The 21,080-nt window shown below is 56.0% G+C and carries 24 protein-coding genes and 2 tRNA genes; 7 read left to right on the top strand and 19 right to left on the bottom strand.

Features of this window, described 5'->3' with window-relative positions:
* Positions 1-55: 55 nt before the first annotated feature.
* A complete protein-coding gene (locus ACEE09_RS08790) occupies positions 56-880 on the bottom strand; it encodes a fumarylacetoacetate hydrolase family protein (protein ID WP_449083926.1) in 825 nt (274 codons plus the stop codon).
* A 182-nt stretch (positions 881-1,062) separates the two neighbouring features.
* Here ACEE09_RS08790 and ACEE09_RS08785 point away from each other — a divergent pair, with 182 nt between their 5' ends.
* Entirely contained in the window at positions 1,063-1,569 is a 507-nt protein-coding gene (locus ACEE09_RS08785; protein WP_449083924.1) for a GNAT family N-acetyltransferase, read from the top strand.
* Between the two features lie 112 nt (positions 1,570-1,681).
* Here the strand turns inward: ACEE09_RS08785 and ACEE09_RS08780 are convergent, their stop codons facing one another.
* The 13 genes from ACEE09_RS08780 to ACEE09_RS08720 all read right to left on the bottom strand — a co-directional run bounded on the left by ACEE09_RS08780 (position 1,682) and on the right by ACEE09_RS08720 (position 13,537).
* Positions 1,682-1,876, bottom strand: a complete 195-nt coding sequence (locus ACEE09_RS08780; RefSeq protein WP_449083922.1) for a hypothetical protein — start codon at positions 1,874-1,876, stop codon at positions 1,682-1,684.
* Positions 1,849-2,565 carry a lipoate--protein ligase family protein gene (locus tag ACEE09_RS08775; RefSeq protein WP_449083920.1) on the bottom strand — a complete coding sequence of 239 codons (717 nt, stop codon included), beginning with the start codon at positions 2,563-2,565 and terminating at the stop codon, positions 1,849-1,851. Before ACEE09_RS08775 ends, ACEE09_RS08780 begins: the two co-directional genes overlap by 28 nt.
* The gene (locus ACEE09_RS08770; RefSeq protein ID WP_449083918.1) at positions 2,565-3,398 is read right to left on the bottom strand and encodes a GNAT family N-acetyltransferase; all 834 of its coding nucleotides are present in this window, start codon (positions 3,396-3,398) and stop codon (positions 2,565-2,567) included. Before ACEE09_RS08770 ends, ACEE09_RS08775 begins: the two co-directional genes overlap by 1 nt.
* Before the next feature lie 212 nt (positions 3,399-3,610).
* Positions 3,611-4,585, bottom strand: coding sequence for a class 1b ribonucleoside-diphosphate reductase subunit beta (nrdF, locus tag ACEE09_RS08765; RefSeq protein WP_449083916.1), 975 nt, complete (start codon positions 4,583-4,585; stop codon positions 3,611-3,613).
* 107 nt (positions 4,586-4,692) lie between these two features.
* Positions 4,693-5,184, bottom strand: coding sequence for a MarR family winged helix-turn-helix transcriptional regulator (locus ACEE09_RS08760; protein WP_449083914.1), 492 nt, complete (start codon positions 5,182-5,184; stop codon positions 4,693-4,695).
* 157 nt (positions 5,185-5,341) lie between these two features.
* Positions 5,342-7,522 (bottom strand): class 1b ribonucleoside-diphosphate reductase subunit alpha, encoded by a 2,181-nt coding sequence (gene nrdE / locus ACEE09_RS08755; protein WP_449083912.1) that lies wholly within the window; start codon positions 7,520-7,522, stop codon positions 5,342-5,344.
* Positions 7,486-7,932, bottom strand: coding sequence for a class Ib ribonucleoside-diphosphate reductase assembly flavoprotein NrdI (gene nrdI / locus ACEE09_RS08750; RefSeq protein WP_449083910.1), 447 nt, complete (start codon positions 7,930-7,932; stop codon positions 7,486-7,488). Before nrdI ends, nrdE begins: the two co-directional genes overlap by 37 nt.
* Before the next feature lie 117 nt (positions 7,933-8,049).
* Complete coding sequence (nrdH, locus tag ACEE09_RS08745; protein ID WP_449083909.1) at positions 8,050-8,283, bottom strand: glutaredoxin-like protein NrdH; 234 nt, start codon at positions 8,281-8,283, stop codon at positions 8,050-8,052.
* A 496-nt stretch (positions 8,284-8,779) separates the two neighbouring features.
* Positions 8,780-9,862: an App1 family protein gene (locus ACEE09_RS08740; RefSeq protein WP_449083908.1), complete on the bottom strand. Its 1,083-nt coding sequence runs from the start codon at positions 9,860-9,862 to the stop codon at positions 8,780-8,782.
* Between the two features lie 111 nt (positions 9,863-9,973).
* Positions 9,974-10,414 carry a hypothetical protein gene (locus ACEE09_RS08735; protein WP_449083906.1) on the bottom strand — a complete coding sequence of 147 codons (441 nt, stop codon included), beginning with the start codon at positions 10,412-10,414 and terminating at the stop codon, positions 9,974-9,976.
* A gap of 178 nt (positions 10,415-10,592) precedes the next feature.
* A complete protein-coding gene (locus ACEE09_RS08730) occupies positions 10,593-11,684 on the bottom strand; it encodes a 2,3-butanediol dehydrogenase (protein WP_449083904.1) in 1,092 nt (363 codons plus the stop codon).
* A 189-nt stretch (positions 11,685-11,873) separates the two neighbouring features.
* Complete coding sequence (locus tag ACEE09_RS08725) at positions 11,874-12,329, bottom strand: 23S rRNA (pseudouridine(1915)-N(3))-methyltransferase RlmH (RefSeq protein ID WP_449083903.1); 456 nt, start codon at positions 12,327-12,329, stop codon at positions 11,874-11,876.
* The gene (locus ACEE09_RS08720) at positions 12,326-13,537 is read right to left on the bottom strand and encodes a class I SAM-dependent methyltransferase (RefSeq protein WP_449083901.1); all 1,212 of its coding nucleotides are present in this window, start codon (positions 13,535-13,537) and stop codon (positions 12,326-12,328) included. Before ACEE09_RS08720 ends, ACEE09_RS08725 begins: the two co-directional genes overlap by 4 nt.
* Positions 13,538-13,776: 239 nt before the next feature.
* On the opposite strand from ACEE09_RS08720, the gene ACEE09_RS08715 reads away from it, so the two are divergent.
* From ACEE09_RS08715 to ACEE09_RS08690, 6 genes are all read left to right on the top strand, one after another.
* Complete coding sequence (locus tag ACEE09_RS08715) at positions 13,777-14,391, top strand: DUF4190 domain-containing protein (RefSeq protein WP_449083900.1); 615 nt, start codon at positions 13,777-13,779, stop codon at positions 14,389-14,391.
* 178 nt (positions 14,392-14,569) lie between these two features.
* A complete protein-coding gene (locus tag ACEE09_RS08710) occupies positions 14,570-15,262 on the top strand; it encodes a LysE family transporter (protein WP_449083898.1) in 693 nt (230 codons plus the stop codon).
* 117 nt (positions 15,263-15,379) lie between these two features.
* On the top strand, positions 15,380-16,096 hold the full coding sequence (locus ACEE09_RS08705; protein WP_449083896.1) for a hypothetical protein: 717 nt from the start codon (positions 15,380-15,382) through the stop codon (positions 16,094-16,096).
* A 1-nt stretch (position 16,097) separates the two neighbouring features.
* Positions 16,098-16,316 (top strand): helix-turn-helix domain-containing protein, encoded by a 219-nt coding sequence (locus tag ACEE09_RS08700; protein WP_449083894.1) that lies wholly within the window; start codon positions 16,098-16,100, stop codon positions 16,314-16,316.
* Between the two features lie 263 nt (positions 16,317-16,579).
* A complete protein-coding gene (locus ACEE09_RS08695) occupies positions 16,580-17,374 on the top strand; it encodes a tRNA threonylcarbamoyladenosine dehydratase (RefSeq protein ID WP_449083892.1) in 795 nt (264 codons plus the stop codon).
* 10 nt (positions 17,375-17,384) lie between these two features.
* Positions 17,385-18,173: a TatD family hydrolase gene (locus tag ACEE09_RS08690; protein WP_449083890.1), complete on the top strand. Its 789-nt coding sequence runs from the start codon at positions 17,385-17,387 to the stop codon at positions 18,171-18,173.
* 81 nt (positions 18,174-18,254) lie between these two features.
* Here ACEE09_RS08690 and ACEE09_RS08685 read toward each other — a convergent pair.
* The 5 genes from ACEE09_RS08685 to nadD all read right to left on the bottom strand — a co-directional run bounded on the left by ACEE09_RS08685 (position 18,255) and on the right by nadD (position 20,980).
* Positions 18,255-18,330 (bottom strand) — tRNA-Ala (locus tag ACEE09_RS08685).
* A gap of 1 nt (position 18,331) precedes the next feature.
* Positions 18,332-18,404, bottom strand: a tRNA-Ala gene (locus ACEE09_RS08680).
* A gap of 198 nt (positions 18,405-18,602) precedes the next feature.
* On the bottom strand, positions 18,603-19,055 hold the full coding sequence (gene rsfS / locus ACEE09_RS08675) for a ribosome silencing factor (RefSeq protein ID WP_449083888.1): 453 nt from the start codon (positions 19,053-19,055) through the stop codon (positions 18,603-18,605).
* A 59-nt stretch (positions 19,056-19,114) separates the two neighbouring features.
* Positions 19,115-20,194 (bottom strand): hypothetical protein, encoded by a 1,080-nt coding sequence (locus ACEE09_RS08670; RefSeq protein ID WP_449083886.1) that lies wholly within the window; start codon positions 20,192-20,194, stop codon positions 19,115-19,117.
* A gap of 90 nt (positions 20,195-20,284) precedes the next feature.
* Entirely contained in the window at positions 20,285-20,980 is a 696-nt protein-coding gene (nadD, locus tag ACEE09_RS08665) for a nicotinate-nucleotide adenylyltransferase (RefSeq protein ID WP_449083884.1), read from the bottom strand.
* Positions 20,981-21,080: the final 100 nt, after the last annotated feature.

Raw genomic sequence — 21,080 nt, 5'->3', positions numbered from 1 at the left:
TTCTCTATGCCCTAAAACCCCCAAAAATAGTGGCCCCTTCTGATTCTCAAGGCACCTAGAGCACCTTGCACTCGTTGGTCAAAGAACCAATACCCTCAATCTCAGAAACCACCGTCTGCCCCTCGCGCAGCCACTGACGCGGGCGCACAGAAAGCCCCACCCCGGCAGGAGTCCCCAAAGCAATAAGATCACCAGGTTCAAGCGTCATAAAAGTAGAAATATAGCTCACCACCTGAGCCGGAGTAAAAATCATAGTGGCAGTAGTTCCCTGCTGCCGCACCTGACCATCAACACTACACGTCATAGCAAGACCACCTGCAATATCAAGCTCATCAGGGCTCACAATTACCGGGCCAAAAGGCGTCATACGGTCCCAATTCTTCCCCTGGAACCACTCAGAGGTGCGCCCCTGCCAATCACGCACAGACACATCATTCAAAACGGTATAACCCAGCAGGTGCTCATCCACCTGCTCTTCAGGAATGCGACGGCCCCGGCGGCCCACTACCGCGCACAACTCCACCTCCCAATCAATCTTGGTGCTCTCCGCAGGAAGCTCAATCACCTCACCCGGCCCCACCAAGGCATTACCGAACTTCGTAAAAAGAGTAGGATACCTAGGTAGCTGCGCCCCCACCTCTTCAGCATGATCAGTAAAATTCAGCCCCACACACAGCACCCGCTGCACCTGACTCAAGGGAGCAATAAAATCCCCAGAACTCACCTGGGCAGGCTGCGCCCCCACTTCTTCAAGGTCATCTGCAGGTAATACCCCCGCGCTCACAAGATCCTGCAGGGGCTGGTCAAGCTCGTACCAGCGTCCGCCCTGTTCAACTACTGCGTGGGCCGCACCTGCCCGCCTGACCTGTGCAAACTTCACCCCGGCCGTCCTTTCTGCTCAACTGTCTCAACACCCCTAGTCTGCCAGCTAAGGAGCTGCCCTAGAGGGCAATATTCTGTTGACAAGGTGAATAATCGGCGAAACCGTAGGCAATCATCAGCCAACAGAGTATTCTATACATCACAGTGTAAATCAAAATCCGACCCACAAGGAGGCCCACCATGAGCGGCTTGATTACCCTGATTTCACGCACCACAAAAGCGCGGAAACCCCTCACCATCAGCACCCGCCTGGCCCAGCTCGACGACGCCGAAGCCCTGGCGCGACTCTACTTCGCCTCCTACGACGGCGAACGATTCGCCTCACAAGCCGACGCCACCACCGAAATGGAACGCATACTCAAAGGCGAACACGGCGACTTCTACACCGAAGCCTCACCCGTAGTCGTTGACGAGCACGGCCGCATCATCGCAGCCTCCCTCTGCCTCAAACACCGCATGGTCACCGAACCCAAGGACATCCCCACCATCTACGAGCTCTTCACCGCAGCCTCACGCCGCCGCGAAGGCCTAGCAGAACAGCTCATCCGCCGCAGCATCGACCAGATGTTTGATGACGGCTACGAGCAGGTCTCAGTGCGCATCAGCGAAAATAACGCCGCAGCACTAGCCCTCTACCTGACCCTAGACTTCAACCGCTGGTTCCCCGAAGACGACGACATTCTCTAGACACCAGAGACTATCTAGCCCCCCGGTAGCCTAGACCCCTGGCAGACCAGTCAGTAAGTCCTCCACCGGGTCCAACAGGTACGGGGCATTGTTGCGCACATTACCCACGTCCTTACTGGGTGGACGCACCCGCCTGCCCGCCAGCGTCCGCACCCGCCAGCCCGGTAGGGCTCACCAGCCGGTCGACCAAAATCGGCACCGTACTGGTGGGCGCCACATTGTAATTAGTGATAGGGTCGCTGAGTTCAACCCCAGCCAAGTACTGGGGGTGCTCCTGGGCTAGCTCAAGGGCATAGCGTCCACACATGAAAAACCCTCACTTTCATAGGCCTCAATCACAGCATCTTCAAGATCATCAACGGTTAATAAAGGTTCAATATCAGTTGCTGCACCCACTGTTGCCGGGTCAAGGGGAAGACCAAGAGCCTCATAAACACCGGCAGTCACAGCCCGCAACTCATCAGCCCCAGCAACCACAATGCCCGCAGAGAACCACCAAGCCCCCACAACCACACGCTGAGCAGTACCAATCAGCTTAACCCGCCGGCCACCAGGCAACTGACCCCAAACCGAATACTCACCCGGGCAATACTCACCCGGTAACTCACCCACACCAGCAGGAACACCCAGCCTCGTAAGAGCCTGCGCAAACATAGCCCCAAAAACACCATACCGCTCATGATTACCGCTCACAGCATCAGAAGCCCTCTGAAAATGATCCACCACCAGGCACCCCGAATGGTAAGCAGCAGCATGCCCACCCACCGTCCGCACCAGAGGCTCAAACCCATGATTCTGTGCAACATCACGGGCCTGAGAAAAGCAGGGGTTAAGCTCATCCCTGCGACCAAAAGCCACCGTCGGCTCAGGACGGTAAAGCCGCAACGTACTAGGAGCCTCCCCCCTACCTACTGCGCGGACGGTCATCAGTGCAGAATCAACCAGCTCGGCCATGGTTCCACTGGTTGCGGGATCAACCCGCTCAAGGTGCAGCATCAGTCCACCGAAATCTCATTCAAACTCGTCGACACAAACTCCCACCAGGCCGGGCGCAAACCCGCATTCAAAGCAACCTGCTGGCTAATAATATGCGACGGGCTAGTACCATAAAAAGGCACAAACCCCTCAGCAAGAATAGCCTGCGACAGCTCTCTGACCAGGTAAGAGGCCAAACCCCTACCCCGGTGCTCAGGTAGCACATCAATCCCAATCTGGCGGCACCAATCAGAATCCTCACTAGCACCAGCCAAGGCCACCAGGCCCCCCTCAGCATAAGCACCCAGCACCTGCACATCAGGGCGCAACTCCTTAAAACCCAAAGCATTCTCAAAATCAGGGTTATCCCGGTAGCAGGCGAACTCTGAAGGTTCCAACCAGCGCACCGTATAACCCCCGGCAGTCAAGCCGGGGCGGGCGTCCGTACCTTGGGAAGTAAAAAAATCCCTACCAGGAGTAAAAAAGAGCGAAGTACCGCTCATCTGCAGAGCGTAGGGGGTGAGGTAGTCGTTGAGCTTACGCAATTCAGAATAGTCCCCCACCCAGTTACCGTTGTCGCCCGCTAGCAGGTTATCCGCCGCCTCACGTACTCGCGGGTGCTGGGCGCAAATGACAGTGAGCCCCCGGTAATTAATCAGACGCAACTCCCACTGGTCCCGGTAACGGCGGCGGGCCGGGTGCATCTGGTCGAGGGGGATTCGACGCGCTGAAAGATGGGTCGAGCCGTGCTGCTGGGCGATATCAATGGCCTGCTCCGGAAGGCACAGGTCGATGGACAGCTGGGCAGCCAAAATCTTCTCGGCCTGCTGATAGCTGGTAATAGGCGCGGGCATGGCTCTCTTTCTGCTCGGAGGGTTCAATATCAAGGGTACTCGCTTTAGGTGAATCAGTTTTACCCCGCATTTATTCTGTTTTACCCGCAACTAGTTGCGGCTTTTTCAGAATAAGTGCGGAGGCTCGGTTTCACTCCCATAAAAACAGCCCCTCACCGCTCCCCTAGTTCGGGGTATGGCGAGGGGCTAATCTCTAAGTGTGACTAGGCCTTTTAGAAGTCCCAGTCCTCATCTTCAGTGTTTACGGCCTTACCGATCACATATGAGGAGCCGGAGCCGGAGAAGAAGTCATGGTTCTCGTCGGCATTGGGTGAGAGAGCTGAAAGGATGGCCGGGGAGACGTTGGTGACGGAGGCCGGGAAGAGGGCCTCGTAGCCCAGGTTCATCAGTGCCTTGTTGGCGTTGTAGTGCAGGAACTTCTTGACGTCCTCGCTCAGGCCAACACCGTCGTAGAGGGAGTGGGTGTAGGCCACTTCGTTCTCGTAGAGTTCGTAGAGCAAATCGAAGGTGTATTCCTTGAGTTCTGCCTGACGCTCGGGGGTTTCCTTCTCAAGGCCGCGCTGGAACTTGTAGCCAATGTAGTAGCCGTGTACGGCCTCATCGCGAATAATCAGGCGAATAAGGTCTGCGGTGTTAGTGAGCTTGGCGTGTGAAGACCAGTACATGGGCAGGTAGAAACCTGAGTAGAAGAGGAAGCTCTCTAGCAGGGTTGAGGCGACCTTCTTTTTGAGGGGGTCATCGCCCTTGTAGTAGTCCATGACGATGCGAGCCTTCTTCTGAAGGTGCTCATTTTCGGTGGACCAGCGGAAGACTTCGTCGATTTCTTTGGTGGAGCAGAGGGTGGAGAAGATGGATGAGTAAGACTTGGCGTGCACCGACTCCATGAAGGCGATGTTGGTGTAGACGGCTTCTTCGTGGGCGGTGACGGCGTCAGGTAGTAGGGACACAGCGCCGACGGTGCCCTGGATGGTGTCCAGTAGGGTCAGGCCGGTAAAGACGCGCATGGTGAGCTGCTTTTCTTCGTCAGTCAGGGTCTTCCAGGACTGCACATCGTTTGAGAGCGGCACCTTTTCGGGTAGCCAGAAGTTAGCGGTCAGTCGGTCCCAGACCTCAAGGTCTTTTTCGTCTTCGATGCGGTTCCAGTTGATAGCTTCAACGTGTTTGACCAGTTCGACCTTCTCACTCATGGTAATGAGTTCTCCTCTTGTGGGGTGGTTGGGGTGCCTGAAAATGGCTTGGTTCTATTCTTTCACCCTTAGCCAGAATTTGCACCTGGCGCGGCTGGGTGAACATCTTAGGGGCGGACGTCCGCGCCCGCTTCTTCTTGCTGGGCGGCTAGGCGTTCGGCCTTGGTTTCCCTGTCGACCAGACGGCGTAGCAGGGGCAGGGCCGCAGCGAGTTGTGCGGCCTCTTCTGCGGTCAATATTTCGTCGGCTCGCTCTACGATCCAGCGGTCGCGGCGGTTGATGATGGAGTTAATGGTGTTACTCCCCTGGTCTGTTAGGTAGAGCTCTTTGCGGCGTTTATCGTGCAGGTTTTTGCCTGAGGCGATATAGCCGCGGCGCAGGAGTGAAGCCACGATTTTGTTCATGGACTGTGGTGTCATGCGCTGGAAGCGGGCTAATTCAGCACCGGTCTGCCTCGGGGCGGCCTGTAACTGGGCGAGTACGGTTTCTTCAGCAAATGAGAGTGGTGAGTGGGAGTCAGTTTCGTTCCTCAGTCGTCGATGCATTCTAAATACCGAGTAACGTAAGGTTCCCGCCTGCTCGTATGAAAAATTTTTCATGGGCGCCAGCCTAAAATAATCAGTTTAACTTATCAGTTATATAGATTATAAAGCTTGGCATAGAAAACCCGCCACCCCACACAGAAGATGACGGGCCCTCCCAGCCGGGGCAGGCGTCCGCACCTCAAAGGCACAAACCCCTACCCCACCTCAAGCTCTAGAGCATACAGCTCACACAGCCCTCAACCTCAGTACCTTCGAGAGCCATCTGACGAATACGTGAATAATAGATGGTCTTAATACCCTTGCGCCAAGCATAAATCTGAGCCTTATTAACATCGCGGGTAGTAGCGGTGTCCTTAAAGAAGAGAGTCAGCGACAGCCCCTGATCAACGTGCTGGGTAGCAACAGCGTAGGTGTCAATAATCTTCTCGTAGCCAATCTCATAAGAATCCTGGTAGTAATCCAGGTTCTCATTATCCATGTAAGGAGCCGGGTAATAGACGCGCCCCAGCTTACCCTCCTTACGGATCTCAATCTTCGAAGCAATAGGGTGAATCGAAGAAGTAGAACCGTTGATATAAGAGATAGAACCGGTGGGAGGAACAGCCTGCAAGTTCTGGTTATACATACCGTGCTCAGCTACATCGGCCGCCAGCTGCTGCCAATCCTCAGCAGTGGGCACAAAGTGGCCAGCGAAAAGCTCACGGGCCCGCTCAGTCTCAAAATCCCAAGTCCCGTTAATGTACTTCTCGAAGAACTCCCCCGATGCATACTTAGACTTCTCAAAGCCCGCAAACGTCTGCTTGCGTTCACGAGCAATCTCCATAGAAGCACGAATCGCATGGTAGGTGACGGTGTAGAAGTAAATATTGGTGAAATCCAAAGCCTCTTCAGAACCGTAGTAAACGTGCTCACGAGCCAGGTAGCCATGCAGGTTCATTTGACCCAGGCCAACAGCGTGGCTCATAGAGTTACCGCGCTCAATAGAAGGAACAGAAGCAATATCAGACTGGTCAGAGACAGAGGTCAGGGCACGGATAGCGGTGCCAACAGTCTTGCCCAAGTCGCCGCCGTCCATAGCCAGGGCAATATTCAAGGAGCCGAGGTTGCAGGAGATATCCTTACCAACGGTCGCGTAGCTCAAATCAGCGTTGTAAGCAGAGGGCTCAGAAACCTGCAAAATCTCAGAGCAAAGGTTAGACATGATGATCTTGCCGTCAATGGGGTTAGCCTTATTGACGGTGTCTTCAAACATGACGTAGGGGTAGCCAGACTCGAACTGAATCTCAGCTAGGGTCTGGAAGAACTCACGAGCATTAATCTTTGACTTCTTGATGCGAGCATCATCAACCATCTCGTAGTACTTCTCTGAGACGTTAATGTCTGAGAACGGCACCCCGTAGATACGCTCAACATCGTAGGGCGAGAAGAGATACATGTCCTCATTCTTCTTAGCCAGTTCGAAGGTGATATCAGGAATCACAACACCCAAGGAAAGGGTCTTGATGCGGATCTTTTCGTCGGCGTTTTCGCGCTTGGTGTCCAAGAAGGAGTAGATGTCGGGGTGGTGGGCGTGCAAGTAGACTGCACCTGCACCCTGACGGGCACCAAGCTGGTTAGCGTACGAGAAGGAGTCTTCTAATAGCTTCATCACGGGGATGACGCCTGAAGACTGGTTCTCAATCTTCTTGATGGGTGCCCCAGCTTCACGCAGATTGGTCAGGGCGAAAGCCACGCCACCGCCGCGCTTAGAGAGCTGCAAGGCAGAGTTAATAGAACGCCCAATGGATTCCATGCTGTCTTCAATGCGCAGCAGGAAACAGGAAACCAGCTCACCGCGCTGCTTCTTACCGGCGTTGAGGAAGGTGGGGGTAGCAGGCTGGAAGCGGCCGGAGATAATCTCTTCAACAATTTTGGTGGCCAGTGCCTCATTGCCTTCTGCCAGTAACAGGGCAACCATCACCACGCGGTCTTCGAAGCGTTCTAGGTAGCGCTGACCGTCAAAGGTCTTGAGTGCGTAGGAGGTGTAGAACTTGAAGGCACCTAGGAAGGTGGGGAAACGGAACTTCTTAGAGTAGGCCAGCTTCGAGAGAGATTTGACGAAGTCGAAGGAGTACTTCTCAAAGATCTCAGGCTCGTAGTACTGGTGCTTGATGAGGTAGTCAATCTTTTCTTCCAGGTCGTGGAAGAAAACAGTGTTGTTGTTGACGTGCTGTAAGAAGTACTGGCGGGCTGCCTGACGGTCTGCCTCGAACTGAATCTGGCCCTTCTCGTCGTAGAGGTTCAGCAGGGCGTTCAGTTCGTGGTACCCCATACCGCGATATTTTTCGGGGGTGCTTGGGTCCTCGTGGCCGGGTTCTACGCTGAGGCCGGGTACAGGGAGTTTTGAATCCAAAATTTTTCCAATCCTTCTTTAACAGTTTCTACGTCTTCTTCGGTGCCCATGAGCTCAAATTTGTAGAGCACTGGAACGTGGCATTTAGCGGCGACTTTTTCTGCTGCTACGCAGAAGAGTTCACCGAAGTTGGTGTTTCCCGAGCCGATGACTCCTTGTAGAAGTTCCCGATTGTGGGGGTTATTGAGGAACTTCACGGCCTGGGGCGGGATGGACCCTGACCCCCCGGGCCGCCCGTAGCTGGGGATGCACAGCACATAGGGGCCGGTAACCTGTGGGGGTTCTTGGCTGGTTTTCAGTGGCAGCCGGATGCTTTTTATTCCGGTCTTCTGCACGAACTTGTGGGTGTTTTCTGAGATAGAGGAGAAGTAGACGATGGTGGGTTGGCCGGTGGTGTCTGTGGTGTCCATAGGGGCAGGTGCCTGGATCTAGTCGTGCTGGTTAGGGGTGCACAAAGTGCGAGAAAATGCCCTGGGTGCGGACGCTGGTGGGCGCTGCCTACTCCCCCGGGCAGGTGTTTATGGGGTTTAGGCTGCGGCGCTAGCTAGGGCGTTGATCTTGTCGGGCTGGAAGCCTGACCAGTGATCTTCACCGGCGATAACGACAGGGGCCTGCAGGTAGCCCATACCCTTGATGAGGTCCAGGGCGGCGGGGTCCTCGGTGATGTCAACGGTGTTGTACTGGACGCCGAGCTTATCGAGAGCGCGGTAGGTCATGTTGCACTGGACGCAGGCAGGCTTGGTGTACACCGTAACAGTCATGGGGATTCTCCTTGGTGTCCCGCTGGTGGCGGGAAGTTTCTGGCAAAGGGCTCGCAGAGAGCCCACTTACTGGGTTGGCGGCAGTTTTAGCCCTGCGGCTTGAACCGAGATTTAATACTACATCTAGTGTTTCAAGAGCGCATCTAGCCCTACATGCTGTGGTTAGTTACAAAAGTTTTTAAAGTAATCTTCTATCCACAGCCCCTTCCGCGCGTTTGCAGGCTTTAAGGGGGTTATCCACATTAAGGGCTTTGTGGAAGGAGCTCAAGAGGGCAGATGTGACCTTTCGTGCACCAGTTGCAGGGGCCTTACAGACTGGAGCCCGGGCGTCCCGCGTGATATCAGGGGAAGGGATTTCAACCCTAAATTGAGCCTTGAGTTTTGGGAGCTGCCTAGAGGCGTTTTTTAAGGTTTTTTGGTCAGGGGTGTGTCGCTCAAAGGGGTGCTCAGTCAGGCTTGACAAGGGCGCCCCTGAGGGTGTTTAAACGGTGCTGTTTTAGACCAGGCCACGCTCTTTGAGCTGCTCGTAGAGGGCAGTGCCGTCATTGCCTTCAAGCCAGAGGTCGCCCTTAGTGATATCGCGAGCGCGGTTGTCGCCCCAGACGCGGCCTGATGAGAGGACGGTTTCGCCGAAGGTGAGGTTGCGGATGAGGATGGCTTCGACGTTGTTGGGGTAGCGGACGGCGAAGCCGTTGTAGATTTCGGGGTCGTGTTGGCCGTCGTCGCCGATGAGGATCCAGCGGATGTGGGGGAATTCGTGGGCGAGGCGTTTGAGGGTGTTGATTTTGTGTTGGGGGCCGGAGCGGAACCAGCGGTCGGGTGTGGGGCCCCAGTCGGTGAGGAGGAAGGTGCCTTTGGGGTAGCCGTTGCGGTGGAGGAAGCGGCGGAGGGTGGGGGTGATGTTCCAGGCGCCGGTGGAGAGGTACATGAAGGGGGCTGTGGGGTGGGCGCGGTGGAGGCGGTCCATCATGACGGCCATGCCGGGGGTGGCGCTTCGGGCGTGTTCGTTGAGGACGAAGCTGTTCCAGGCTGCGACGAGGGGGCGGGGTAGGGCGGTGTTCATGACGGTGTCGTCGACGTCGCAGATGATGCCGATGGTTTGGTGGTGGGGGACGATGTAGATGGTGGTGGTGGCGGGTTGGCTGCCGGGGGTGGTGAGGGTGATGTGGTGGGTGCCGGGTGGGAGGGTGGTGTTGAGTTTGACGTCTACTACTCCTCCGCGGTCGGCGTGGACGCGGTGGGTTTGGCCGTTGATGTGGATGTCGATGGGTGCGTGGGAGATGGCGACGGAGGTGAAGGAGCGCCAGCCGCGGACTGGGTCTATGGTGGGGTCGTTTTTTTCGAGGGAGTCGAAGAATTCTTCGAAGAGGTCGGTTTTGTAGAGGGCGCGGCCGAGGATGCGGACCCAGTTTTGGGTGCCGTAGCCGACGCTGGGTACGATGACGGGTTCTAGGCCGTGTTTTTGTGCGTGGCGTTCGCGGTAGGTGTGGATTTTGTCGCCGATGCGGTAGCCGATGTTGGCGGCTTCGTCTGCTGCTTCTGAGACGATGGTGCGGATTTCGTGTGCCCCTGTGGTCATGGTTCTAGTTTTTCATATTCGGTGGGTTGGTGCATGTTGGGGTGGGGTGTTTTAAATGGAGGCGGTGGGCACCGTTGTTGGTGCCCACCGTGGGTGGTGTGGGGTGGGTTTTTAGTCGATGTTGAGGGTGCAGGTGGCGCTGCCGGTGCCGTGGGCTTGGTTGGCGTGGTTGACGTGGTCGCCTTCTTGGAGGGCGTAGCCGGTGCCTTTGATGGCGCAGGTGACGTCGGTGGTGGGGTCGTTGGCGGTGACGGTGACGCGGATTTGTGAGTCGGTGAGGTCTGCGAGGTTGTTGTAGGTGAGTTTGTAGTAGGCTTCGCCGTTGAAGTCTGCTTGGTTGCCGTCGAAGTTCATTTGGTCTTGGTAGACGGTGATGGTTGCGGGGGCGTGGGTGTTGTGGTGTTGGGCAGTTACCTCGATGGTGATGTCGTCGCGTGCGCCCCAGTTGTTGGTGGGTTCGATGCCCATGCCGGGGACGATGGTTTGTGCGCAGCTTGCGAGGAGGGTGGTTGCCGCGAGTGTGGATACTACGGTAACTGTTTTCTTTGTCATGTATAAAATATAGCGTTTTTGGTGGTTTTTGGGTGTGTGTTACGTTTTGGTGGGTGGGGGTTTGTGGCTAAGTTGGGTGGTGTGAGTGGGGTGGGGTGTGTGGGTATGGTGCGGGCGGGTGCCGCTTGCGTAGGGGTACCCGCCCGGTGTTTGCCGTCTATGGTTGGCTGGTTTGTGCTTATTGGGCGTCTGCTAGGCGCTGGGGGTCAGTGGTGACCAGGATTTTGACGGCGGTTTCGTTGTGGTTGATGAGGGTGTCGAAGCCTTTGTCGATGAGGTTTTCGAGGGGGATGCGCCCGGTGATGAAGGGCTTGAGGTTGACTTTGCCTGATTCGACGAGCTTGATGGTGTCGGGGTGGTTGTTGACGTAGGCGATGGTGCCGCGTACGTCTACTTCTTTGAGGACGAGTTTGTGGAGGTCCATCTGTGCGGGTTTGCCCCAGATGGAGGCTACGACGATGATGCCTTGGGGGCGGATGGCGTCCATGAGGGTTTCGAGGACGACGTTGACTGAGGTGCATTCGAAGGCTACGTCTGCGCCGCGGCCGTCGGTGAGTTTTTTGACTTCTTCGACGATGTCGACTTCTGCTGGTGAGAGGGCGTGGTCTGCTACTCCTGCGTCGAGGGCTTTTTGGCGGCGGAGGCTGGAGAGTTCGCTCATGATGACGGTTGCGCCGTAGGCTTTGAGGACGGCTGCGATGAGGAGGCCGATGGGGCCGGCGCCGCCGACGAGGGCTACGTCGCCTTCTTTGATTTTGCCTGCGCGTTCAACGGCGTGGTAGCCGACGGTGAGGGGTTCGATGAGGGCGGCTTCGTCGAGGGGGATGTCTTTGGAGATTTTGTGGACCCAGCGGCGTTTGACGGCGACTTTTTCTGAGAGGCCGCCGCCGCGTCCGCCGAGGCCGATGAAGTTCATGTTTTCTGAGAGGTGGTAGTTTTTGTTGTCGGGGCCGGTTTCTACGTCTTCGTCGAGGATGTAGGGTTCGACGACGACGTGGTCGCCTACTTCGAGGTCGGTAATGCCTTCGCCGAGTGCTTCTACGACTCCGGAGAATTCGTGACCCATGGTGACGGGGGCGGTTTCACCTGAGATGGGGTGGGGGGTGTGCTGGGTGGGGCAGAAGATGGGTCCGTCGAGGTATTCGTGGAGGTCGGTGCCGCAGATTCCGGCCCAGGCTACTTTGATGAGGACTTCGCCGGCGCCTGCGGTGGGTTCTTCGATGTCTTCGATGCGGATGTCTTTGTTGTCGTAAAAGCGTGCTGCCTTCATGGTATTTGATCACCTAGTTAGTTGAGTGGTTTTTCCTTGCTACCAGGCCGCCCCGGGTGGCAAGGGGTGGTCGTCTATGACCACTTTTATCCTATCTCTTCTGACCGGTCAGTGTGGTTAGGGCTACTGTGTATGTCGCACTTTAGCGCAATTCGAATATGTATTCGATTACCTTGTCTGGGGTTGAGTTTACACGTGGTGGTAGGGGCGCCCGGCAGCGATCTCCCCTGCCCGGTAAATCTGCTCTGTGATGATTAGGCGTACCAGCTGGTGGGGGAAGACTAGGTCAGAAAGACTCCAGATAGTATTGGCTCGCGCTCTCACAGTCTCATCAACCCCGTAGGCACCCCCGATAACCAGCACGACCTTTTTGAAGCCTAGCTGCTCTTCTAGTAGGTGTGCTAAACCTGGGGAGCTGAGCATCTTGCCGCGCTCATCAAGGAGCACCAGGTAATCATCGCGCTCTACTTTCCCTAGAATTCGGCGGGATTCTTCTGCCCGTGCGGCATCCTGGGCCAAGGATGAGTGGGGCAGGTACTGCCAGCTAATATCCCAGGGCTTGCGCAGGCGACTCTCGTAGCGGTCGATACCGTCTTTAACCCATTTTTCGTGTTTCTTGCCGATGGCAATAATTTTGATAGTCATCGAATCTCTTTCTGTTGCGGTGCGCAGGCGCTAAGGACGGTAAAGGTGGGGGTGCGTTCAAGCTGACGCACCTGCTCAAAGCGCTCTTGCACCTGACTGCGGTAGCGGGCGTGAGAGTTATGCACTAGATATAGGCGCCCACCGGGGGCTAGTAATCGTAGGGCAGCATCCAGTAGGGGCCCTACCAGGCTAAGGTCAACTGCGGTTCCTGTATGAAAGGGCGGGTTGAGCATGAGCACATCAGCGCAACCCTGGGGTAGGCGGGCCCCGGCATCGTCCCAGCTCACCTGCACCCGGGCGTCCTGACCCAGGTTGAGCTGGGCAGAGCGCACAGCATCCACATCAAGGTCAGTTGCCCACACCTGGGCGACCTCAACACCCGCCGGTAGGTTCTCTAGCACCTGAAGCGTGACTGAACCATTGCCGCACCCTAAATCAACCAGGGTCAGAGGGTGGGCAGGGGCCTGCTTGCTGATATCGGTCAGGACGCAGGTGGCCAGTAATTGCCCACCCCGATCTGGTTTGCCCCCAGAGAAGACCCCGCCGCAAGCCTGGAGAGGCCCGGCAGGGACAGACACCTGAGCTGCAGGTGCAGGCCCGGTCGCCAGTAAACAACGGTGCTTACCCTTACCGCGCAAACCCCGCACCTGCTCAAAATCCTGGGCAAGAGTTTGGTTGAAGGTTGTGCTCATGTGCTTGGTATTACCGCCCAAGATCAGGGTAGCCTCACTCCCCTGCTGCGCCTGATAAGAGGAAAAATCGTGGGCAAGGTCAGCGAGCGCGGCGTGGCTCTTGGGTAGATGCCCTAAGGCGAGGTGCCCTGTGAAGTGGTGGTGGGTGAGGGCTTGGTGGAGGCTGAAGGTTGTGGGGTGTATTTCGCCGGTGGGATCGAGTCCTGCCACGATTAGGCGGGTGGCGGCGTCCGGGTTTTCTTCTGTCAGGGTGCGGTGCAGGGTGAGGGCGTCGGTGTAGGAGCGTTGGCGGCTGATGACCCGGTGGGCCCCTGCTGCGGTGTGGGTCAGGGCCCAGCGGGTGAGGGTGCCGGTGGGGTCATCGAGGATGAGGATATCCCCGCTTGTGCTCTCTAAGGTGGTGAGGGCTGTGGTGGCCTCCGCTAGGATGAGCCTGTCGAGGGCGCTTGCGGTGGCGGGTAGAGGTGAGGTGGGGGTGCTGGGGTGGGTGAGGTTTTGGTTTTTTGGTGTGGGCACTTTTTCAGTATCTCATGTTTGGTCGGTGAGGTGTGGGCCCTGTGTGCGGGATGGCGTTCTGCCCTGTGATAGTAAAGCTGATAGTATTCTGTGAGCAGGGCTACTAGGCCCTGTTCATACCGCACACCCGAAATGAGTTTATTGATATGAGCGAGCAGACACCTTCTTCCTACTCTGCACCCCATTCCGCTAATACCCCTTACCAGCCGGTGAATCCTCAGTCTGAGAAGACTAACCTTTTGGCTATTCTCAGCCTTGTTTTTGCTTTCTTGATTAACATTGTTGGTGTTATTCTTGGTTTCATTGCCTTGAACCAGATTAAGCGCACTGGCGAGAAGGGCCGTGGGCTAGCTATTGCAGGTATCGTCATTGGTGCCCTGAGCCTTCTAGCTTCAATTCTTTTCTTTGCTTTCCTCTTTGCTGGCATCGGTAATGAGATTGCTAAGTCTTCTGCAAGCCACAGTTCTGCCGTTGCTGCTTCAAGTTCAGCTTCTGCCTCCGCACAGGCAACCAACGAGATGAGCAAGGAAGCTTCTTCTGCTGCTGATGAGGCTTCAGCTAACGCTTCTACCGCAGCTGCTTCTGCTGCCCTTGACCCTGCTTCACCTTACTGTGTTGCCTTGGATGAGTTCCTGGTTGCCTCTGACAACATTCAGAAGGATGTAACTACTCTGGAAAGTTACATGGCTTCTTTGACGAACGTGCGCGATAACGCACCTTCTGAAGAGATGCGCACTGCTCTGACCAATGCCATTGAGGCTGCGAAGGTTGGCGACGTTGATACTTTTGAGTCTTCTCTCAATAGTGTCACCTGGGATCTTGGTCTTGATGCTGTGAACTGCGGTATCGAGTAATTTCTAAGGTTTAACCTTTTTATAGTGAAGGGGGCCCTGCACTGTGGTGTGCAGGGCCCCACTTTTTTGTGGGGTTCTTTAGTTGGTCATGGTGACTGTTTTGTGCAAGGGTTCTAGGGGTTCACTGTGTGAAACCTTTTTCTGCTCTCATCTACCTTTTTCGCTACTATGAGGTGCTATGACTTTTACCCTCTGGCTTTCTCTCGTTCTTGCCTGCCTGGTGATCTCTTTGACCCCTGGTGCAGGTGCGGTGAATACCATGACAACTTCCCTGCTTTATGGCTGGAAGAGGGCTTTTTTCACGGTTATAGGGCAGCAGCTGGCCCTGGTGGTGCAGATAGCTATTGTGGCTGCTGGCCTGGGCGTGGTGGTTGCTAATTCGCCGGTACTCTTTGATGTGATTCGCTACGGTGGGGCAGCCTACCTGGTCTATCTTGGGTTAGGCATGATTTTTGCTCGCCCTCAGACCCCGCAGCAAGCCCGCGATGAGGCAGACAGTAGCGGGGGTGCCTCGGCCCAGCAGGGGCAAGGACGCGGCACCCGAGTAGGTGCGCGCTTGCAACCGGGTACTCCCCTGGCTCTCTTTAATCGGGGTTTCTGGGTGAATATGTCTAACCCTAAGGCCATTGTTTTTATTCTGGCCTTTATGCCCCAGTTCGTGCGGCCCGATGCCCCGCAACTGCCCCAGTATCTGGTAGTTGCGGGCACTATGGTGGCCATTGACATTCTAGTGATGTGGGGCGGTTTTGGTCTGGTGGCAAAGTCTTTGACGAGGCTTTCGCATTCAGAGCGCGGGCAGAAGATACTGAACCGGGTTTTTGGTTCTCTCTTTATTCTGGTTGCCGCTCTCATGGTCTTTGCAGGGCATTAGGCGAAGAAGTCGCGGAAGGACGTCCGCTCTTCAATATCTTGTGCTGGCACTCCCACCCTGGTAATTTAATGTTTATCGATAATATCGTTTTTCAATAAACTGCATGTGGAGGTTACCATGCCCGCCATCCCTCTTACTCTGTTCGCTAGCCTGATAATCGCAGGTTTAATCGCCTTCTTTTTCCTCAAATACCTACAGACACAACGAGACCTACAAGCCACCCTCAAAGCCACACAATGGTTAGCGACCCTCTATGCTGGGGTGGTAACCGTCCTTACCCTCATCGGGGTAGCTCAACTTATCATCGGTCGAGAAGCACCGAGTGCTGCCCTTCCTATTAGCCCCTGGCTACCAGAGGGAATGAACGTTCACCCCGGCGCTAATGGTCTTAGCCTTGAGAACCTGCATTTTGACACCATCACAGCAGATGCAAGAGGAATCCCACTTGAGGCCGCACTACTTCTTGCCGGGTCCCTCATTCTCGGTAGCATCATGCAAGTGAGCATAGCACTAGCTTTTCGGGCACTAGCACGCGGGCGGCTACAGGGAATCCCCTTCCGCCCCCAGCTCACCCGCCTCACCCAGTCCCTAGCCTGGGTTGTTCTTATCTGCGGGTTCATGGCCCCAATTCTTGAAGGATTTGGGGCTGCCGCCCTTGCCTCCGAATCCCTCATAGGGTGGGAGCTCACCGGTGGGCTCTCTAGTGCACCAACCCCCAACCTTGCTGTTTTCATCAGTTTCTGGCCCATTGGAGTATTTCTCATGCTTTACACCCTCTCAGCTATTCTGGAAACCGGCGAACAACTGCAGAAAAACACAGAGGGGTTAGTCTAAGATGCCAACTGATATATCGCAGGTCCACTGCCACCTAGATGAGCTCTTAGACAGCAGGGGCATGACCCTCAGCCGCCTCTCCGAACTAGTAGATATCAGCCTGCCTAATCTCTCTATCCTCAAGAACAATAAGGCTAAAGCGATTCGGTTCACCACCCTCACCGCTATCTGCAAGGCCCTGGACTGCGAAATCGGTGAGCTTCTAACCCTCGAACATTAAATAGATCTACGTGGTTGAAGCTAGATCGCCCTTCATGCCATAGCTCCCCCTAGGCTTCGTCCTCCATCTGGCGACCGTGCGTCATATCGCTGAGCGTGCACATGGCAGGTGCACGCTCAGCGATATAAGGCACTTTCATAGGCCACTACCCTCCTTGCGGCGGGAGGTTCTTCTCGCAAAGATAAGCGGACGGGCCTCAACCCCTGCTTCAGGTATGTGGCATAATTGCCAGGTTAGACACAACTTTTCCAAGGAGGCCCTGAGTGGGTGTTGAGAGCGAACGTTTTGCCCGGTTGAGACTACTTTTTAAGGACGAGGGCCTGCAGAAACTTCAGGACGCCACCGTCATGGTGCTCGGCCTTGGCGGTGTAGGTTCTGCCTGCGCTGAGGCCCTGGCCCGCGGCGGGGTGGGTAACCTGATTGTGCTAGACCGGGACGTCGTTGATGAGAGCAACATTAACCGGCAGGCCTTGGCCTTTACTTCTACCTTGGGCAAGGTTAAGGCTGAGGTCATGGAGGGCATGATTAAGGAGATTCAGCCCGATTGCACGGTGATTGCTGAGCGGGCTTTCCTCACCCCCGATAACTTGGCTGAGACTCTGGATAAGTTCCCCCGCCCTGACTACGTCATTGACTGCATTGATACCATCACCCAGAAGTTGGCTGTCTACCAGTGGGCTGCGGAGCGGGGCCTGAACCTGGTAGCGTCGATGGGCGCGGCCAACCGTCTTGACCCGACCATGTTGCAGTTCGCTAATATTCGCCGCACCTTTAACTGTTCTATGTCTAAGGTGATTCGTTCTGAGTGCCGCAAGCGTCAGATTTATGGTCTTGAGGTGCTCTTTTCAACCGAGTTACCTTTCAAGGTGGAGAAGGCTCCTGGTGCTAAGACCAAGGGTGAGACTCTGGGGTCTATGAGCTATATGCCTCCGATTATGGGGCAGATGCTGGCTGGTAAGGTGATTCGTCAGCTAGCTGGCATGGAGCCGGTTCCCGCTCCGCCTTATATTGGCACCCGGGCTAGTGGAGAGGACGCCGCACCTCAGCCCCTACTGTAGTCCCGCTCGTATGCTGCTTGATACCCATTTTCACTATGATTTCCTGGCCCCGCCGCTTCGGCCTTCTTTTAACGAGGCCTTGCGGGCCCAGGGTGTGCAGCTGGTTGCCCAGACGCTGAAGCCCTCGGCCTACCGGGAGCTTCGGCAGGTGGCTGACCCGGCGGGCCCGCTCTTGTCTCTTGGTTTTCACCCCTGGCAGGTGGCTGATGTGGCTCAGGTTGAGACTGAGCTTGCGGTCTTTGAGGCTGAGGTAAGCAGCACCCGGCTGATCGGTGAGATTGGCCTGGATTTTCTGCCCCGCCGCCTGGAGGCTTCCCCTGCTGACCTGCAGTTAGAGGCTTTGCGCCGCATTGTGGGTGGGGTGCTCCAGGCTGCTGCCGGGCAACCGACTGAGAAGCCCTATGTGCTGTCTGTGCACGCCGTCCGCGCAACTGCTGCGGTTCTTGACCTTTTTGAGGAGCTTGATGTTCCCAGCCCCCCTCTTGTTCCGGTGATTCACCGGTTTGGGGGCAGCAGTGACGAGCTGACCCGGCTCATAAGATTGGGTGGGTGCATATCGGTTCACCCGCAGATGCTGGCTACTAAGCGCGGACGGGCCTATACCCGCCAGGTGCCCGCTGACCGTCTGCTCTTAGAGACGGACTTGCCCGAGCAGCCTACCGACGCGCTTGATATCCAGCAGTTTGCCTCAGATGTGAGCGGACGCCTGCACCGACTTGTCGAGTGCATTTCGGCTGAACGCGGCGAAGATTTTGCACCAACTCTGTTAGAGAACCAGAGACGGCTCTACTCTCTTTAGCATCCTATTGCCAGGCTCGTAGTCTGAGCCTACGGAGGGCACAAAAAAGATCTCAGCAATCTGTGATTGCTGAGATCTTAGTGGTGGAGGTAAGGGGATTCGAACCCCTGACCTTCTGCATGCCATGCAGACGCGCTACCAACTGCGCCATACCCCCGTGGAGCTAAGGGGATTCGAACCCCTGACCTTCTGCATGCCATGCAGACGCGCTACCAACTGCGCCATAGCCCCTTATTCAATTGTTGGCCGCTCTCGCGGCGACTGTTCTATCTTATGGCACCTACAAGGCTCATGCAAATCAAACCCCCACCAGCACCCATGAACTGCATCACATACACTGTATGGGTCATTTACCCGCTTAAACCAAAGGACGCCCCACCCAACTCCCCGTACGCAGAAAAGATAGGTGAGGCGTCCTTGCAGAAGAATTTAGTCTTCGCGCTGGTTCATCAAATCCGCCTCAGGGGTGATGATTTCAAAGTCAGCTTCAGCGCCCTCAGTATCGACACTATCCACTTCACTCTCTAGGCCCAGGTCAATGCGGGGTGCATCGCCCCAGAGGCGATCTAGGGCATAGAAAGCACGGTCTTCTTCGTGCTGCACATGCACCACAATATCGCCGAAGTCCAGCAGGACCCAGCGGCCCTCAGCCCGACCTTCACGGCGTAGGGGCTTGAGGCTCAGCTCTTCACGGAGCTTATCTTCTACCTCGTCAACAATCGCGTTAACCAGGCGTTCGTTGTGGGCAGAGACAACTAAGAAGCCATCAATCAAACCCATAATGTCAGAAGCATCAACGGCCAGCAGGTTAGTACCCTGCATATCGTCGGCCGCGCGTGCGGCTACCTTCAACGCTTCAATAGACTCTGCAGCTGCAGTCATTTCGCCCTTTCCGAGCAAATCATTCCCCAAACCTTTTGGGGTCTTATTCAACTAAAACTTTATCTGAAGATGAGGAACCACACGCCATAGAGCACCAGCGCCAAAAACAGCAGACCGAGAACAGCTATTACAGCACCGTTAGGGCTCTTAGCTGATGACGGGGCTGAGTGATAGGTAGCTGCGGCTTCTTCTTCCATATCGGCAAGAGCACCGGGTGAGGACTCATCTATTTGCCTAACGGCACCTGCGAAGTTGACGCGCTGTGCATCTTCTTCACCGCCAGGGCCGTTGCTCTCTACCAGAGTGCTCTCAGGTGTAGGCTCGGTGAGCTCTTCCTTCTCTTCTGCCTCAGGCTGGGAGATATACTCTTCTGGTGCCTGGGCAGTTTCTTCAGAACTCTCAGAGTCTACCTCAAGGGCACCGTCACTGGCTAGGGTGGTATCGGCCGGTTCAGTCACACCGGCGCTGTCTATTTCGGTAAGGTCAAGACCCTGGGCATCAACAGCGCGCACGGGTGCAGGTAGCTCTGGGAGGTGCAGCACATCCTCAGGTTCTTCTACCTGCGAGTAATCATCTTCGAGCACTTCCTCATCTTCGAGCACCTCTTCGTTGGAGGCTTCTTCCTCAGGTAGCTGCTCTTCTTCCAGCTCTAGCTCATCGATGCTCACGAAGTCGCTTTCACTGGTGATTTCGCTGGTGGCAGTAGCAAAATCTATCTGCTCACTGGCCTCTGCTACAGGGCGTTCAGGCTCCAGCACCTGCGCATCGATATGAGCCAGGGGGTCTTCAATGACGGTGGCGCGGGTTTCATCAAATTCCACATCAAGGTCATCGCCCTCATCTGTGCTGATACTTCCCATCTGTGAAAGATTCATCAGGGAACGGGCGGCGTCCTGGCCCCTATCTGCCCCCTCGATATCCCCCATAAACATGGGCACCTCAGGGAGGTTCTCGTCCCCCCTTTCTAGGGCGCGCAGATAGTCAGCAGCCTCTTGGTAGTAACGCGTCAAGCGGCGCGGGCCCATAGGGCGGACGGGGGGCGGAATCTCTAGCCCGTCCTCAATGATGTAGCTTTCGGTAAGGTAGGCAGGTATCTTGTCGTTCCGACCGCCTTGAGCCTGATCCTTGTGTGTACTCACAGTGTTTCCTTGAGTCTGATGCCTGTTCTTGTGGTTAATGCTACCAAGTCACTCGATTGCAGGGGTTCTCTGCGGCAATGACAGCAGATTTTATTTTATGCGGGGCAAACCAGCCACATACCCGCCGCCCACGCTGCTGGGGGTAGATTCGGTATAAAGACTGTATTTGTTGATGTACTGCACCACCCCATCGGGCACCAGGTACCAGACAGGCAGGTCTTTGCAGGCCCGGTCACGGATGTCGGTTGATGAGATAGCCATAGCCGGGATTTCAATGACGCGCACGCGCCCCTGTGCCTCTTCTGGGACTCTCAGCTCATGGCCGGGGCGGGTGACCGCCACAAAGGTTGCAAGGTCCCACATCTTATGGGCCTCTTTCCAGGTGGTAATTTGGCTCATGGCGTCCGCACCGGTGATAAAGAAAAGCTCATCATCGGGCCGCTCTGCCCGCAAATCGGTGAGAGTATCAATAGTGAAAGTAGGGCCCTGCCGGTCAATATCGACCCGGCTCACAGTAAAGCGGGGGTTAGAGGCGGTGGCGATCACGGTCATGAGGTAGCGGTGCTCAGGGGCAGTTACCTGCTTATCAGCTTTCTGCCAGGGGTCGCCGGTGGGTACAAAAATTACCTCATCGAGACTCAGCACGGCAGCAACTTCACTAGCTGCCACCAGGTGCCCATGGTGAATAGGGTCGAAGGTGCCGCCCATAACGCCTACACGGGTGGTGGCATGGTCGGGTTCAGGGATTCCAAGCTCACGGCGGATCTCTTGGGCGGGACGAATCACGGGGTTTCCTGCTTGCTCTGGTGTCTACGGCTTCGGCGCGGGCCCGCTACCCCGGTGGACGGGAGTGGAAGGGGCACCGCGCCGAAGAGTGGTGAAGAAA

It is taken from the genome of Rothia sp. 88186D007BW (assembly GCF_053544215.1).
Note: the sequence above shows the minus strand (reverse complement) of the source record. Positions and strands in the feature narration are given on the sequence as shown.